Below are 14,971 nucleotides of genomic sequence, written 5' to 3' on the forward strand. Positions count from 1 at the left end.
CGTCCGATGGATTTTGAGATTTTATGACCCTGTCAGATACCTCCCGCCCCAATATCCTGCTGGTCGAGGAATCGGACAGTCAGGCGTTGGTGCTCGTCGCGCTGCTCGACGAAGCCGGTTTTGCGGTCCGGCGTGTTTCGAGCGGTGAGGAGGCCCTGACCTGCCTCGATGACGGTTTGCCCGATCTGGTGGTGGCGGATTATCACCTGCCCGGCATGAATGGCGGCCAGATGGCCCGTCAGTTCCGCATGAACGCCCAGACGCGCTCCATTCCGATCCTGATGCTGACCGACGATGTGGGGCCCGCGCTGGAACGCGAGGGGCTGGAAAGCGGCGCCGATGCCTATATCTCCAAATCGGCGCATCCCGATCTGCTCGTTCTGCGCATTCGCGCGCTGTTGCGTGAAGGATCCGATTTCCTCCAGGCCGAGGAAGCCGGTCGTTTCCGCAGGGCGCGTATCGTCATCGTTGTCAGCCCCCGTACCGAGGAAGATGAAGAGGAGCGTGGGGATAATGCCAGCTGGGAGCGCGATGCATCGGGTGCGTCGCTTGGCGAACTGCTCTGGCGTGACGGTCATACGGTCACCACGGTGGCCGCATCGAGCGAACTGATTCATGGCGGATGGCTCGGCGGGGATGAGGGGCCGGACTGCCTTGTGCTCGACCTGACGTCGCGTCTGCTCGATGGCGTCAATTTCTGTCGCAGGCTCGATGCGCGACGGCAGGATGTGCTGGAGGCGGGCGGTACGTCCTTTCGTATTCTGGGCATTGTGGATGCCGAGCGTTTCCGGCGGCATTCTGCCGCCGACCTGTTCGATGCGGGGCTCGACGATCTCGTGCCGAGCGACATTGCTCCCGATGTGCTTGCCTTGCGTATTCGGGTTCTTGTCCGTCGCAAGCTGGCGCAGGATGAAATCCGTCAGCAGGAAATCAAGCGTCAGGTTCGCGAGGTCGCGCTTCAGACCGCGCAGAGCGAGGCGCGCGCGATCGCAGCCAAAGCGGCCATGGCCGAAGCGCTCGCCCATGCGAATGCCGAGCTTGCAGATGCCAATGCCCGCCTGATCGAGACGCAGGCAAAGCTCGTCCAGACAGCGAAAATGGCCTCGCTGGGTGAACTCGTGGCCGGCATCGCCCATGAGATCAACAATCCTCTGGCCTTCACTCTGGCGCATGAAGAAACGATTGCCCGCGCCCTGCAAAGACTGACCGAATCCGAAGGGCCGCTGTTGCCTTCTCAGCTGACCCTGCTCGAGAAATGCTCCAGTCGAATCGGCGCCATGCGGCTTGGCCTGCAACGTATCCAGAATCTGGTGCTGAGCCTGAGGCGGTTTTCGCGTCTGGATGAAAGCGCCTTTCAGGATACGGACGTGGTCGAGGCCATCGATACGGCACTTGCCCTGCTGGCGCATAAATTCGGTCGTGAAATAACGGTAGAACGGCGTCTGACAGCGCCGCGCATGCTCGTTTGTCAGCCCGCCCTTCTGCATCAGGTCGTGATGAATATCGTCAGCAATGCGGCCGATGCCATACGTCTGAACGCCGAGGCGCAAGGATGCGAGCCCGGGTCGTCCTTCGGCAGGATCGTGATCGAGACGAAGCTGGAACAGGACGAGGCGGGCGCACGCTACGTGATCAGCATTGCCGATGACGGTCCGGGCATACCGGACGATTTGCGGGCAAGGGTCTTTGAACCTTTCTTCACGACCAAGCCTGTAGGTATGGGAACGGGGCTCGGCCTTGCGATTGCCTACGGTGTTATCGAGGCACATGGCGGCAGTATCGACATCGAGGATGCCAATCTTCCCGAAGGGCGTGGAATTGGGGCGTGTTTCACGCTCTCGGTGCCGGTACGCCTGACGCCGACAGGACCGGTTACAATAGGACGAGGTGCATGAAGCGGACCGAAATGAGCGTGCCCTATGGCAGAAGCCGTATTCTGCTGGTCGATGACGAGGCGGAAATCCTCGTCGCGCTGACCGATCTGCTGGAGGATGAGTTCGATATCCTTTCCAGCACTGATCCGGTCGAGGCGCTCGAATTTCTGAAAAAATCGCCCGATATCGCCGTGATCGTCTCGGATCAGCGCATGCCCAACATGACGGGCGATGTCTTGCTGAGCAAGGCGCGTGAGGTATCCGATGCGCGCGGTATCCTTCTCACCGGTTATGCCGATCTGGCGGCGGTCGTGGCGGCCCTCAACCAGGGGCGCATCCAGTTTTATGCCCACAAGCCATGGGAGTCGGACTCCCTGCGCGCGATGGTGCGCGAGGTTGCTGCGCATTACCGGCTCGAGCGTGCCCTGAAGATCGAACGCGTGCTGCTGCACGGGGCACTCGAATCGGTCCCGATGGAGGTTGTGTTCAGTCAGGCCGATGGCACGGTGCTGCGTCACAATCTTGAAACCGATGCCGGTCTGGATGCTGAATCCGTTCTCACCGAGGATGGCCTCTATCCTGAGTCCCTGCGTCCTGAAATCGACGCGATGCGCGAGGCGACGCGTCAGGAGGGCGGGGTCAGCCGTCTGGTTGCCGAGACCACGGCTGACGGGGTGAGATGGCACGAATTCACGCGTCAGACGCTTCCCTGGCCACGCAATGCGCTGGGGGCACCGTTTCCGAGCGAGCAGCGCTGGCAGATGAGTCTGGATCGCGACGTGACCGAGCGTCTCGCCATGGAGGAGCGTCTTCGTCAGGACGACAAGATGCATGCGCTCGGGACCCTGGCGGGGGGCATCGCGCATGACTTCAACAACCTGCTTACAGCGATGCTCGGTTCGCTCGAGCTGTTGCAGGACATGACGCCAGCGACGAACCCGACCGTCACCAGGCTGTTCGATAATGCACTGGAGTCGGCGCGTCGCGGTACGGTTCTGACGCGACGTCTGCTCGAATTCGGACGCCCCAAGCCAATGGCCCTGAAACCGGTCGATCTGGTGGCATTGATCTGGAGCATGAACGACCTGATCGTTCAGAGCCTGAGCCGCGCGAGCGATCTGCGTGGCGAGACGGGGCGTTGCGTTCTCGATCTTTCCGCAGTGCCGCCGGATCTGCTCATTCCTCCCGTTCTGAGCGATTCGGGACAGCTTGAGATGGCGCTGCTCAATCTCTGCATCAATGCGCGCGATGCGATGCCCGAGGGTGGGACGATTTCGATTTCCACGGGGCGCGAGGTCGCGTCGGACGGGGTGGAAAGAATGACGCTGACCGTGACGGATCAGGGTTGCGGCATGCCGCCCGAAGTGGTGCGACGTATTTTCGAGCCTTTCTTTACGACGAAAGGTCTTGGGAGCGGGACAGGGCTGGGCCTGTCGACCATCTACGGTTTCCTGCATCGCAGCGGTGGCGACATTCGGGTGGAGAGCACGCCCGGCGAGGGGACGAGCATGACCATGGTTCTGCCCATCTGTCAGGAGAGCGGAAACCGCGACTGCGAGCCTGAAGAGGTGGTGACCGAGACATGCGGACCGCTTCATATTCTGCTTGCCGATGACGAGCCCGGCGTGCGTCTCGTGACAGCGCAGTTCCTTTCGCAGGATGGGCATGACGTGGCGAGCGTTGGCGACGGTGCCGATGTGATCGCCTGTCTGGATGCGGGGGCTTCGTTCGATCTGGTCGTGCTCGATCTGCTCATGCCAGGCATGGGGGGGCGTGAGTGTGGAACGATCCTCGCCGAGCGCTATCCCGATCTGCCCGTGCTTTATGTGAGCGGCTATGCCGATCCGGAAAATCTGCCGGCCAACGCGTTTGTGCTCGGCAAGCCGTTCACGCCGCAGGAACTGCGACAGGCCATCGTCACGACACTGCGCAAGAAGCGTCAGGCGGCGCGTCCATAACGCTGGCATGAGAGGCGGACTTGTCTGCCCGCGCGCAGGGATTATGTGAAGGAGTATGCAGACACATTCTTCCTCCCCACACGATCCCGTCGGCTGGCATGGCACCACCATTCTCTGCGTTCGTCGCGATGGACAGGTGGCCATGGCGGGCGACGGTCAGGTTACGCTCGGCCAGACGGTCATCAAGGGCAATGCCCGCAAGGTGAGACGTATCGGCCCCAAGGGCACGATTCTTGCCGGATTTGCCGGTGCGACCGCCGACGCCTTTACGCTTCTGGAGCGGCTGGAAGCCAAACTCGAACGCTATCCCGACCAGCTCGAACGGGCCTGTGTCGATCTGGCCAAGGACTGGCGTACGGACCGCTATCTGCGCCGTCTGGAAGCCATGATGGCTGTGGCAGATGCCCATCGCTCCTTCACGCTCACAGGCAATGGTGATGTGCTCGAACCCGAAGATGGCATCATCGCGATCGGCTCGGGTGGGAATTACGCGCTTTCAGCCGCGCGTGCGCTGATCGATATCGATGGGCTCAGTGCCGAAGACGTGGCACGACGCGCAATGAAGATTGCCGGTGATATCTGCGTATACACCAACCACTCGGTCCGGGTGGAACTGCTCGACGGAGAGACGCTGTGATGGAAATTCCGAATTACTCGCCACGCGAGATCGTCTCCGAACTCGACCGTTTCATCATCGGGCAGAATGAGGCCAAACGCGCCGTGGCCATTGCCATGCGTAACCGATGGCGTCGTGCCCAGCTGCCCGAAGGGCTGCGCGAAGAGGTCGTGCCCAAGAATATCCTGATGATCGGCCCGACCGGCTGCGGCAAGACCGAAATCGCGCGCCGTCTTGCCCGTCTGGCCCAGTCGCCCTTCCTGAAGGTCGAGGCCACCAAGTTTACCGAAGTCGGCTATGTCGGACGCGATGTGGAATCCATCGTTCGCGATCTCGTCGAGGTCTCGCTCACCATGCTGCGTGAGTCGCGGCGCAAGGACGTGAATGCCAAGGCCGAATTGGCGGCAGAAGCGCGTCTTGTCGATGCGCTGACCGGTGAGGCAGCCTCGGCCGACACCAAGACCAAGTTCCGCCAGATGCTGCGCAAGGGCGATCTTGAGGACAAGGAAATCGAGATTCAGGTCGGCCGTGAGAGCGGCCCAGGCGAAATGCCGGACATGGCCAACGGCACTGTCATGAATGCGGCTGCATTCGGCGATCTGATGAAGAATCTGATGAACCGCTCGCCGCAGAAGCGTCGCCTCACCATCGCTGCAGCCCGTCAGCTTCTGATACGTGAAGAAGCCGATCGTCTGGTCGATAACGATGCCCTGACACAGGACGCGATACGTCATACGCAGGACCACGGCATCGTGTTCCTCGACGAGATCGACAAGGTCTGTGCCCGTTCCGGTGAAGGCGGCGGGCGTAGTGGCGATATCTCCCGCGAGGGCGTGCAGCGCGATCTGCTGCCGCTTATCGAGGGAACGACCGTGACCACCAAATACGGCCCGGTCAAAACCGATCATATCCTGTTCATCGCATCGGGCGCTTTCCATCTGGCCAAGCCCTCCGATCTGCTTCCCGAGCTGCAGGGGCGTCTGCCGATCCGTGTAGAACTGGCGGGGCTGACGCGTGACGATCTCAAACGCATATTGCTCGAGCCGGAACATTCGCTGCTCAAGCAATATGTGTCGCTTCTGGGGACAGAGAACGTCACGCTCGTTTTCGAAGATGGCGCGGTGGATGCGCTGGCCGAACTGGCTGCCGACATCAACGAGCGCGTCGAGAATATCGGGGCGCGTCGTCTTGCGACGGTTATGGAACGTCTGCTTGAGGATATCTCTTTCAGGGCCTCCGACCGCAGTGGTGAAACGATAACGGTCTCGGCGCGCGATGTGCAGGAGCGCGTCGCGCCTCTGGCGAACAAGGGCGATCTCAGCAGGTTCATCCTGTGAGCGGCGCCCAAAATAACGCCGAGGTTGGCGAAGTCTTCGTTCGGCCTGTCGACGGCACGGCAGCCGAGGCGATTGCGGCGATTGCCGAAGAACTCGCGATGTTCGATGACTGGATGGATCGTTACGAGTACATCATCGAGATGGGTCGCAGTCTCCCGTCCTTTCCTGCCGCGTGGCAGAACGATGCCCATCGCGTGCCGGGATGTCAGAGTCAGGTCTGGCTGGAAGCCAGCGAGGACGGGGACAAACTGCTCTTTGCCGGTGCGTCGGACGCGGCCATCGTCAGTGGGTTGGTTGCCCTTCTGCTGCGTGTGTATTCGGGTCGAAGCAGGGCAGAGATCGAGGATACCGACCCGAAATTCCTGCATGAGCTTGGGCTGGTCAAGGCCTTGTCAACCAATCGCGGGAACGGTGTTGAAGCCATGGCCCAGGCTATACGGGCCCGTGCACGCGCCTGACTGACCGGGCGATAGGGCAACCGGAAAGAGACTCGTATTGATGTGAAAATGGCCCGGTCGCCCGGGCCATTTTCGTATGTAAGCGCCTGAGGCCGAGCTTGGCCTGACAAACGATCAGTTCTTGCCGGGTGCGCCTTCGGCGGGCGTGGCAGGAGCCGAAGTCTCGGGAGCAGAAACCTTGCTCTCATCCTTGGTGGCCATGCCGGGCTTGCACTTCATGAACTTGCCTTTGGCATCGCGACATTTTTCGGCCTTGGGCTTTTCACATTTGGTGAATTTGCCTGAGGTGGCATCGCGACAGGGCTTGGCATAGGCGGCGGGCGCTGCGGCGGTGCCGAGCAGCACGGTCAGGGCGAGAAATCCACGTAGCATTGGAATGATCCTTGGCTGAGGTTTCTGCAACAGTCTGACATTATCGAAGCCTGTGCAAGCTGTCCTTTGTCGGCACGCGGACAGGTCACAAAAAAACCCGCCGTGAGGCGGGTTTTTCCGTAGCGCGACTGATCGGAGATCAGTTCGGCAGGGCGTAGGCAACCAGATAGTCGCCCATCTTGGTCCCGAAGGATCCATGACCGCCTGCATAGGTCACGATGTACTGCTTGCCATTGGCAGAGTAGCTCATCGGGGTGGACTGGCCACCGGCAGGCAGACGATCCTGCCACAGTGTTTCACCCGTCGTGACATCGTAGGCGCGGATGTAGAAATCCAGCGTCGATGTCAGGAAGGCAACGTTGCCAGCCGTGGTCAGAGGACCACCGAGGCTCGGTACACCGATCTTGAGTGGCGGCAGCTGGATGGGGAGTGCGCTGCTGTAAAGGCTGTCGCGCAGCGTGCCGTTACGATGCTTCCACACCACCTTGTTGGTGCGCAGATCGATGCCGGCCATGTAGCCCCACGGCGGACGCTTGCAGGGGATGGGGAAACCGACCTTGGTCAGGATGGGGTTCAGGAACGGGCTGAGCATGATGGCGTAAGGCGCGCCATAGTTGTGCTGCAGACCGGTTTCGCCACCGGCACCCTTGGCGTCCTTTTCGGGCCAGAGCGGGTTACCCGGACCACGCGGCACGAGCTGCGAGACGAAGGGCAGGCCGATCGGGTTGGCGATAGCGATCTGGCGCTGCGGATCGACAGCCAGGCCGCCCCATTCGAAGACACCCAGATTGCCCGGGAAGATCAGAGAGCCACGCTCGGAGGGAGCCGTGAAGGTGCCCTTGTAGTCGAGCTGATGGAAAGCGATACGGCAGATCAGCTGATCGAAAACCGTGCCGCCCCACATATCCTTGCCCGTCAGGAGAGCCTTCGGGCGAAGGGTCAGGTCGGAGAAAGGCTGGGTGGGGGAGACGTGATCGCCCTTCGTCACTTCCTGCGGAACCGGCAGTTCCGGCGCCGGGACGATCAGTTTGCCATCGCGACGGTCGAGAACGAACAGATTGCCCGTCTTGGCCGGTGCATAGATGGCAGGAATGACCGTGCCGTCCTTCTGGGTGATGTCCACAAGGCTCATCTGCGACGGCAGATCCATGTCCCACAGATCGTGGTGAACGGTCTGATAGCTCCAGGCCAGCTTGCCGGTATCGGCATGCAGGGCGAGAACTGCCGAAGCGTAACGTTCTGCATCCGGCGTGCGGTTGCCGCCCCACTGGTCAGGGGTCTGAACGCCGGTCGGGATGTAGATCAGGCCCAGATTCGCGTCATAGGACGAGGTGATCCAGGAGTTGGGGGAGTTGGCGACGTATTTGTGGCCATCGACCGGCATCTGGTTCGGGTCGGGGTTCGACGGATCGAAAACCCAGGCGAGCTTGCCAGTGTACAGATCGAAAGCACGCGTCACGCCCGACGGTTCCTTGACGGATCCGTTATCGGTCACAGCGCCCGAGACGATGACGAACTTGTCGGTCACGACCGGCGGGGAGGTGGGTTCGTAATCGCCAACCTTCGTGAAGGGCATGCCCGGCGTACGCAGGTCGATCTCGCCGTTATTGCCGAAGCTTGTGCAGGCCTTGCCGGTTTCCGCGTCCACAGCGAACATGCGGCCGTCATTGACGGGCAGGAACAGGCGTGCGGAGCATTCGCTCGGTGCAGGCGTACCGTCAGAGGTGACAGCGTTGGCTTCCGACTTGTGATAGGTCACGCCACGGCATGTCAGATGCTGGAACCCCGGATTGACATAGAGATGGGGGTCGAACACCCATTTCGTCTTGCCGGTTGCGCCATCGACTGCAAACAGCTTCTGGTGAAGCGAGCAGAAATACAGCGTGCCATTGACGGCGAGCGGTGTGGCTTCGTTGGTGGCTTCACCCGGATCGTTCGGGCCCTTGAGGTCCCCCGTACGCATCGTCCAGGCAACCTTCAGCTTGCTGACGTTGTCGGAATTGATCTGTGTCAGCGGCGAGAAGCGGTCGCCGTACTGGGTGCGGCCATAGGCATGCCAGTCCCCATCGGGAACCTGCGGTGCATCGCTGCCTGCTGCTGCAATCTTGTCCGTCGGCAGGTTGCCCTGCTCATCGCTCGGATCCTGCACGAACGCCACGACCACCACGATGAGGGCAAGAAGCACGCTCGCGGCCAGAGGCAGGGTTGCTGTGCGGCTCGGGCTGATTTGGCGGCTGACGAAAGGCAGCAGAAGCCAGATGCCGAGAACGACAACGATGTCGCCGCGCGGGACCAGTGACCAGAAATCGATGCCGATTTCGCTGATCGCCCAGATGAGCGATCCGAGGATCACGATGGTATAGAGCCAGAAAGCCGCCGGGCGGCCTTTCCAGGCAAGAAAGGCGGTGGCCAGAAGGGCGATACCGCAGACTGCATAATAAGGGGTGTCGCCATAGCTCAGGAGCCAGACACCGCCGATTGTCAGATATAAGCCACAAATGGCGAATATCACGGCGGTGAGGGCAGCCCAGAACCGCGGCCGGGGAACCGTGTTCATGCGTCGTCCTATGAGTGGTTTCGTGGTCGGAAACGTTGTGAAAAGAGACCGCGTGGAAAAAGGCCCAAATGTTGATCTACGTCAAGAACGTCCCACATTATGGTTAACGTCTCATCTAACCCAAAGTAAATGTTTATGCGCGTTAAAACGGGTTGTATCGGACAGGGATATCCGGTAGGTGCCCCCTTTCGAACGCGCGTCCAGGCGATGGCAGGGCATGCCTGGCCGCTTGGTGATGTCTGCGAGCAATCGCGGAAGGTCGCCTTATATGTCGAGAGGAGAATGAAATGCCCAAGATGAAGACCAAGTCGTCGGTCAAGAAGCGGTTCAAGATCACCGCAACCGGCAAGGTGATGTGCGGTCCCGGCAACAAGCGCCATGGCCTCATCAACCGTCCGCAGAAAATGAAGCGCACCAATCGCGGCCCGCAGACCATGACGGAAATGGATGCGAAGACCGTGAAGCAGTGGGCCCCCTACGGACTGGCTTGAGGAGCAATATAAATGGCACGTGTTAAGCGCGGCGTAACGACGCACGCCCGTCACAAGAAGGTTCTGGATCTCGCCAAGGGTTACCGCGGCCGGTCTTCTACCAACTATCGTATTGCTCTTGAGCGCGTCGAGAAGGCACTTCGCTATGCCTATCGTGACCGTCGCAACAAGAAGCGCGATTTCCGCGCTCTGTGGATCCAGCGTATCAACGCTGCCGTTCGCGAGCAGGGCCTGACCTACAGCAAGTTCATCAATGGTCTTGCCAAGGCTGGTATCGAAATCGACCGTAAGGTACTGGCCGCCATCGCATTCGATGACGCAGCAACCTTCGCCGAAATCGTGAAGCTGGCGCAGATGGCTCTCGAGCAGCCTGCCCAAGAGCAGACGGCTCAGGCCTGATCTGCCGCTTTTCGGTTTGGCCGATTTGCAGATTTGATAGAAAACGGGTCGTCCTGTATCAGGACGGCCCGTTTTCTTTTTTGACGATACCAGTTGACCGGATGGAACAGGCGAATGATGGGCGATGATCTGGAAGCGCTGAGAAGCGAAACTCTCGAAGCCTTGGCGCAGGCGCAGGATCACGCCGGCTGGGATGCTATTCGTGTCGGTGTGCTCGGTAAATCGGGCCGTCTGACCCGCCTGCTCAAGGAGCTGGGCAAGATGAGCCCCGAGGAGCGCAAGGAACGCGGACAGGCACTGAACCGCCTGCGCGATGCGCTCAATACTGCAGTCGAGCAGCGCGGACAGGAAATTGCGGAGGCGGCACTTGAGGCCCGCCTGAAGTCGGAGCAGGTCGATGTAACCATGCCCGCGATTGCGACTCCTCCGGGCCAGTTGCACCCGATCGGCCGGACCATCGAGGAAATGACCGCGATTTTCGGCGCTATGGGATTCTCCGTGGCCGAGGGACCGGATATCGAATCCCAGTGGCATAATTTTTCGGCACTCAACACGCCTGAACACCATCCCGCCCGTACCGAGCACGATACGTTCTATCTGCCTGCCACGCATGAGGACTCGCCGCCGCGCGTATTGCGTACCCAGACCTCCGGTGTCCAGATTCGCACCATGCTGACCCAGGCGCCGCCGATCCGTGTCATAGCGCCGGGACGCACATATCGCGCCGATCACGATGCCACTCACTCACCGATGTTTCATCAATGTGAAGGACTTGTCATCGACAAGAATATTACGCTGGGTCATCTCAAGGGCTGTCTGATCGAATTTCTCCGAGTCTTCTTCGATAAGCCGGACCTTCCCGTGCGTTTTCGTGCTTCCTATTTCCCTTTCACCGAGCCCTCCATGGAGGTCGATATCGGCTGGTCGCGCCAGACCGGCGAGATTGGCGGGGGAACGGACTGGCTTGAAGTGCTCGGCTCGGGCATGGTCCACCCACGCGTGCTCGCCAATTGCGGGCTCGACCCGGCCGTCTGGCAGGGCTTCGCCTTCGGTATGGGCATCGAGCGCCTCACCATGCTCAAGAACGGTATCCCCGATCTGCGCTCTTTCTATGAGAGCGATCTGAGATGGCTGCGCCATTACGGCTTCTCTGCCCTGTCTTCCGTCAGCCTCGCAGAAGGAGTCTGAAATTATGAAATTCACCCTGTCCTGGCTGCGCGAACATCTCGATTTCACAGCCTCTCTCGATGAGATCGTAGGCAAACTCAATGCGATCGGGCTCGAAGTCGAAAGCGTCGAGAATCCCGCTGACAGTCTGTGTGGTTTTCGCGTGGCCAAAATTCTGGAAGCGCATCGTCACCCCGATGCCGACCGGCTTCAGGTCTGCACGGTGGCAGCCGGCGGCGGCTATGAAAAGGTCCAGGTTGTCTGCGGCGCGCCCAATGCACGTACAGGGCTGCATGTGATCTTCGCGCCGCCGGGCACATATATTCCTGGCAGCGACATCACCATCAAGGCTGGCAAGATACGCGGTCAGGAAAGTGGCGGCATGCTCTGCTCGCTGCGCGAACTGGGCCTCGGTGCGGAAAGCGACGGCATTGCCGAACTGCCGGAGACGGTGGTTCTGGGTCAGTCCTATGCCGATTACGCTCATCTCGACGATCCTGTGATCGATATTTCGATCACGCCCAATCGTGGCGATGCGCTCAGCGTGCGCGGTATCGCACGCGACCTGGCTGCTGCCGGTCTCGGTCATCTCAAGCCGTGGCTCGTCGAGACGGTCGAGGGCAGGTTTGCCTCGCCGATCACCTGGGACATCCAGTACGACTCGGCCTGTCCGTTCATTGCCGGTCGCTTCGTGCGCGGTGTGAAAAACGGTCCGAGCCCCGACTGGCTGCGTCAGCGTCTGGAGTCGATCGGCCTCAAGCCGATCAGCGCGCTGGTCGATATCACCAATTTCCTGACCTTCGATCTCGGGCGTCCCCTTCATGTGTTCGACGCGGACAGGATTGGAGGCACGACCCTCTCGCTCACCCGTGCGGCACGCGAAACCTTCCGCGCGCTCGACGGGCGCGATCTGGTTCTGGGTACAGACGACCTGGTGATTGCCGATAGTGCCGGTGTGCAGTCTCTTGCCGGTCTGATCGGGGGCGAGGCGACAGGTGTCTCCGATGAGACGACCGACGTGTTTATCGAGGCCGCTCTGTTCGACCCTGTGCGTATTGCCCTGACGGGACGTCGACTCGGTATTCATACCGATGCGCGTCAGCGTTTCGAGCGCGGGATCGACCCGGCTCTGGTGCTTTCGGGACTTGAGGCTGCAACACAGCTCATTCTCTCGATTTGCGGTGGCGAGGCGAGCGAGACGACAAGCGCCGGCACCATTCCGCCCTGGCAGCGTGAAGCCTGGCTGCGTTTCGAACGTCTGGAAACGCTCGGTGGGGCCAGTATCGCACCGCAGGAAGCGACACGTATTCTCGAGCATCTCGGTTTCGAGGTGCGCGAGCAGGAAGAGGGGCGTGCCTGTTTTGCCGTTCCATCATGGCGTAATGACGTGGCAACGGGTGTCATGCTCGATCAGGCCCCTCATCTCGATCCGCAACAGGCAGAAACAGCTGCGGCTTCGGTGCAGGCGATCGAGGCTGAAAACGACCTGATCGAGGAAGTGCTGCGTATCCACGGGCTCGACTCCATTCCGGCGCAGCCTTTGCCCATGTCCACGGCAATCGCGGCACCGGCGGTAACTCCGGCGCAGAAGCGCCTTGGTGAGCTGCGTCGTCTGTGCGCGCTGCGTGGACTGATCGAGACGGTCGGTTTTTCTTTCGTATCTCATGAAGATGCACTGCTCTTCGGCGGCGCACCGGAAGGGCTGCGCCTGCTCAATCCGATCGCGTCCGATCTCAACCAGATGCGTCCGACCCCGCTCATCAACCTGGTGCGTGCCTGGCAACGCAATGCCGCGCGCGGCCTCAGTGATGCAGCGCTTTTCGAGCTCGGTCCGTCGTTTCATGCCGATGGGCAGAAGCTCGTTCTGGCCGGGCTCAGAGGGGGCGAAACGCCGCGTCTGCCCGGCGCACGGGCGCACGGTATGACGCTATGGGACGCGAAAGCCGATCTGATGGCTGCCCTCGACGCGCTGAAGCTACCGGCCGAGGCGCTGAGCGTTACAGCGGATGCGCCCGGCTATTATCATCCCGGCCGCTCCGGCACGGTACGCCAGGGGCCGAAAACGGTTCTCGGTTATTTTGGCGAGATCCATCCGCGCGTGACGCGTGCCATGGGTATCGACTCCACGCTCGTGGCGTTCGAAATCACGCTGGATGCAGTGCCGCTTCCCAAGGTCAGGCGTCGTCAGCCGCCCGTGCTTTCGGCGTTTCAGCCGGTCAGTCGCGACTTCGCCTTCATCGTCGCACCCGGGGTCGAGGCACAGGCTGTGCTCAGGGCAGCACGTGGAGCGGAACGCAGCCTGATCAGCGATGTTCGTCTGTTCGACGTCTATGAGGGCGGTTCGCTCGAGCCCGGGCAGCGTTCTCTTGGAATCGAGGTGACGCTTCAGCCGGTCAAGGCAAGCCTGACCGATGACGAGATCGATGCCGTATCGGAAAAAATCATCGCCGCAGTTGCCAAGGCAACCGGCGCGACGCTGAGGCGCTGAGACACCATGCCCCATCCAACCATCACCCCTCGTGTCATCTGGCTTCTCGCAGGTGAGGCCAGTGGTGATGTGCTTGGGGCCCATCTCATGCAGGCACTTCATGCACGCGACCCACACCTGATTTTCGTCGGGATCGGGGGGCCGCGTATGGAAGCGCTCGGCATGAGCAGCCTTTTTCCCATGCGCGATCTGGCTGTGATGGGGCTGGTCGAGGTATTGCCTCGTATACGCCAGCTCTCTCAGCGCCTGAACGAGGCCGTCAATGACGTGGTTCTGCGTCAGCCAGACATGATCGTTACGATCGATTCACCGGGCTTTGCGCTGCGGTTTCTCAAGCGCCTGCGCCATGTAACGGTGCCGAAAATCCATTATGTCGGCCCGCAGGTCTGGGCCTGGCACGAAAAGCGCGTGCACAGCTTTCCCGAACTCTGGGACCGTCTGCTCTGTCTGCTGCCATTCGAAGTGGAGTGGTTCGGTCAGCGCGGCGTGGCGGTCGATTTTGTCGGTCATCCGGTTCTGCAATCCGGGTCCGATCACGGTGACGCCAAACGCTTCAGGCTGCGTCATGGAATAAGCGAAACGGCTCCTGTGCTTGTTCTGATGCCGGGGAGCCGGCGTTCGGAAGTGCCGCGACTGCTGCCTGTTTATGGCAAGATGCTCGCGCTTCTAAAGGAAAAGCTGCCCGACATCGTGCCGGTCCTGCCGCTCTCGCCTCTGGTCGCCCAGACAGTCCGTGTGGCCGTGGCTCGTTGGCCGGTAAAACCCATTATCGTGACCGAGCTTCATGACAAGCACGATGCCTTTGCCGCAGCAGGTGCCGCGCTGACCAAGTCCGGCACCTCGACGCTCGAACTGGCTCTGGCGCATGTGCCTATGGCTGTGGCTTATCGCGTCAATCCGGTAACGGCGTTCATGGCGCGACGCATGATCAAGGTCAAATACGTGGCCATGGTCAATCTTCTGGCCGGGCATGAGGTCGTGCCGGAGCTTCTGCAGGAGCGCTGCACCCCCGAGCAACTGGCCCGGGAATCTTATGAGCTGCTCACCGATCCTGCTTTGGGCAACGCGCAAAAACAGGCCTTTGACGACGTGCTGGCTCAGCTTCGCCCTGAGCCATCGGACGCGCATGACGGAACACCCTCCGATGCTGCGGCCGAGGCGGTCATGCGCATGCTCAATGAAAAACCTGTTGCGAAAGACGCCCTTCCCGTTGACCGGGCTGGTCTCTGAGCACGCATCCTGTTTCTGGTCTGC

12 protein-coding genes are annotated in these 14,971 nt (G+C 60.9%); 10 read left to right on the plus strand and 2 right to left on the minus strand.

Going from position 1 to position 14,971, the window contains the following annotated elements:
- Positions 1-23 precede the first annotated feature (23 nt).
- From NF685_RS10430 to NF685_RS10450, 5 genes are read left to right on the plus strand one after another with little or no spacing between them, the layout of a single operon-like run.
- Entirely contained in the window at positions 24-1,895 is a 1,872-nt protein-coding gene (locus NF685_RS10430) for an ATP-binding protein (RefSeq protein WP_222546986.1), read from the plus strand.
- Positions 1,892-3,832, plus strand: coding sequence for a response regulator (locus NF685_RS10435; RefSeq protein ID WP_252849556.1), 1,941 nt, complete (start codon positions 1,892-1,894; stop codon positions 3,830-3,832). Before NF685_RS10430 ends, NF685_RS10435 begins: the two co-directional genes overlap by 4 nt.
- A 55-nt stretch (positions 3,833-3,887) precedes the next feature.
- Positions 3,888-4,469: an ATP-dependent protease subunit HslV gene (hslV, locus tag NF685_RS10440; protein WP_222546987.1), complete on the plus strand. Its 582-nt coding sequence runs from the start codon at positions 3,888-3,890 to the stop codon at positions 4,467-4,469.
- The gene (hslU, locus tag NF685_RS10445; protein ID WP_222548732.1) at positions 4,469-5,785 is read left to right on the plus strand and encodes an ATP-dependent protease ATPase subunit HslU; all 1,317 of its coding nucleotides are present in this window, start codon (positions 4,469-4,471) and stop codon (positions 5,783-5,785) included. Before hslV ends, hslU begins: the two co-directional genes overlap by 1 nt.
- Positions 5,782-6,243 carry a SufE family protein gene (locus NF685_RS10450; protein WP_252849557.1) on the plus strand — a complete coding sequence of 154 codons (462 nt, stop codon included), beginning with the start codon at positions 5,782-5,784 and terminating at the stop codon, positions 6,241-6,243. The genes hslU and NF685_RS10450 overlap by 4 nt, the downstream gene beginning before the upstream one ends.
- A 114-nt stretch (positions 6,244-6,357) precedes the next feature.
- Here NF685_RS10450 and NF685_RS10455 read toward each other — a convergent pair whose 3' ends face one another.
- Complete coding sequence (locus NF685_RS10455) at positions 6,358-6,615, minus strand: hypothetical protein (protein WP_222548771.1); 258 nt, start codon at positions 6,613-6,615, stop codon at positions 6,358-6,360.
- A 139-nt stretch (positions 6,616-6,754) separates the two neighbouring features.
- Entirely contained in the window at positions 6,755-9,172 is a 2,418-nt protein-coding gene (locus tag NF685_RS10460) for a glucose/quinate/shikimate family membrane-bound PQQ-dependent dehydrogenase (protein ID WP_222546988.1), read from the minus strand.
- 287 nt (positions 9,173-9,459) lie between these two features.
- On the opposite strand from NF685_RS10460, the gene rpmI reads away from it, so the two are divergent.
- The 5 genes from rpmI (at position 9,460) to lpxB (ending at position 14,947) form a co-directional block, all read left to right on the plus strand.
- Positions 9,460-9,663 (plus strand): 50S ribosomal protein L35, encoded by a 204-nt coding sequence (rpmI, locus tag NF685_RS10465; protein ID WP_222546989.1) that lies wholly within the window; start codon positions 9,460-9,462, stop codon positions 9,661-9,663.
- A 12-nt stretch (positions 9,664-9,675) separates the two neighbouring features.
- Positions 9,676-10,062, plus strand: a complete 387-nt coding sequence (gene rplT / locus NF685_RS10470) for a 50S ribosomal protein L20 (protein ID WP_147094196.1) — start codon at positions 9,676-9,678, stop codon at positions 10,060-10,062.
- A 117-nt stretch (positions 10,063-10,179) separates the two neighbouring features.
- A complete protein-coding gene (pheS, locus tag NF685_RS10475; protein ID WP_222548734.1) occupies positions 10,180-11,250 on the plus strand; it encodes a phenylalanine--tRNA ligase subunit alpha in 1,071 nt (356 codons plus the stop codon).
- A 4-nt stretch (positions 11,251-11,254) separates the two neighbouring features.
- A complete protein-coding gene (pheT, locus tag NF685_RS10480; protein ID WP_222546990.1) occupies positions 11,255-13,717 on the plus strand; it encodes a phenylalanine--tRNA ligase subunit beta in 2,463 nt (820 codons plus the stop codon).
- A gap of 6 nt (positions 13,718-13,723) precedes the next feature.
- Positions 13,724-14,947 (plus strand): lipid-A-disaccharide synthase, encoded by a 1,224-nt coding sequence (gene lpxB, locus NF685_RS10485; protein ID WP_252849558.1) that lies wholly within the window; start codon positions 13,724-13,726, stop codon positions 14,945-14,947.
- Positions 14,948-14,971: the final 24 nt, after the last annotated feature.

The organism is Asaia lannensis NBRC 102526 (genome assembly GCF_024054035.1).
In the GTDB taxonomy this organism is placed as follows: domain Bacteria; phylum Pseudomonadota; class Alphaproteobacteria; order Acetobacterales; family Acetobacteraceae; genus Asaia; species Asaia lannensis.

Excerpts from the sequence above, each read along its gene's own strand:
- rplT (WP_147094196.1), top strand. The coding sequence starts at position 9,676 with ATGGCACGTGTTAAGCGCGGCGTAACGACGCACGCCCGTCACAAGAAG.
- NF685_RS10430 (WP_222546986.1), top strand. The coding sequence starts at position 24 with ATGACCCTGTCAGATACCTCCCGCCCCAATATCCTGCTGGTCGAGGAA.
- rpmI (WP_222546989.1), top strand. The coding sequence starts at position 9,460 with ATGCCCAAGATGAAGACCAAGTCGTCGGTCAAGAAGCGGTTCAAGATC.
- lpxB (WP_252849558.1), top strand. The coding sequence starts at position 13,724 with ATGCCCCATCCAACCATCACCCCTCGTGTCATCTGGCTTCTCGCAGGT.
- hslU (WP_222548732.1), top strand. The coding sequence starts at position 4,469 with ATGGAAATTCCGAATTACTCGCCACGCGAGATCGTCTCCGAACTCGAC.
- pheT (WP_222546990.1), top strand. The coding sequence starts at position 11,255 with ATGAAATTCACCCTGTCCTGGCTGCGCGAACATCTCGATTTCACAGCC.
- hslV (WP_222546987.1), top strand. The coding sequence starts at position 3,888 with ATGCAGACACATTCTTCCTCCCCACACGATCCCGTCGGCTGGCATGGC.
- NF685_RS10435 (WP_252849556.1), top strand. The coding sequence starts at position 1,892 with ATGAAGCGGACCGAAATGAGCGTGCCCTATGGCAGAAGCCGTATTCTG.
- pheS (WP_222548734.1), top strand. The coding sequence starts at position 10,180 with ATGGGCGATGATCTGGAAGCGCTGAGAAGCGAAACTCTCGAAGCCTTG.
- NF685_RS10455 (WP_222548771.1), bottom strand. The coding sequence starts at position 6,615 with ATGCTACGTGGATTTCTCGCCCTGACCGTGCTGCTCGGCACCGCCGCA.
- NF685_RS10460 (WP_222546988.1), bottom strand. The coding sequence starts at position 9,172 with ATGAACACGGTTCCCCGGCCGCGGTTCTGGGCTGCCCTCACCGCCGTG.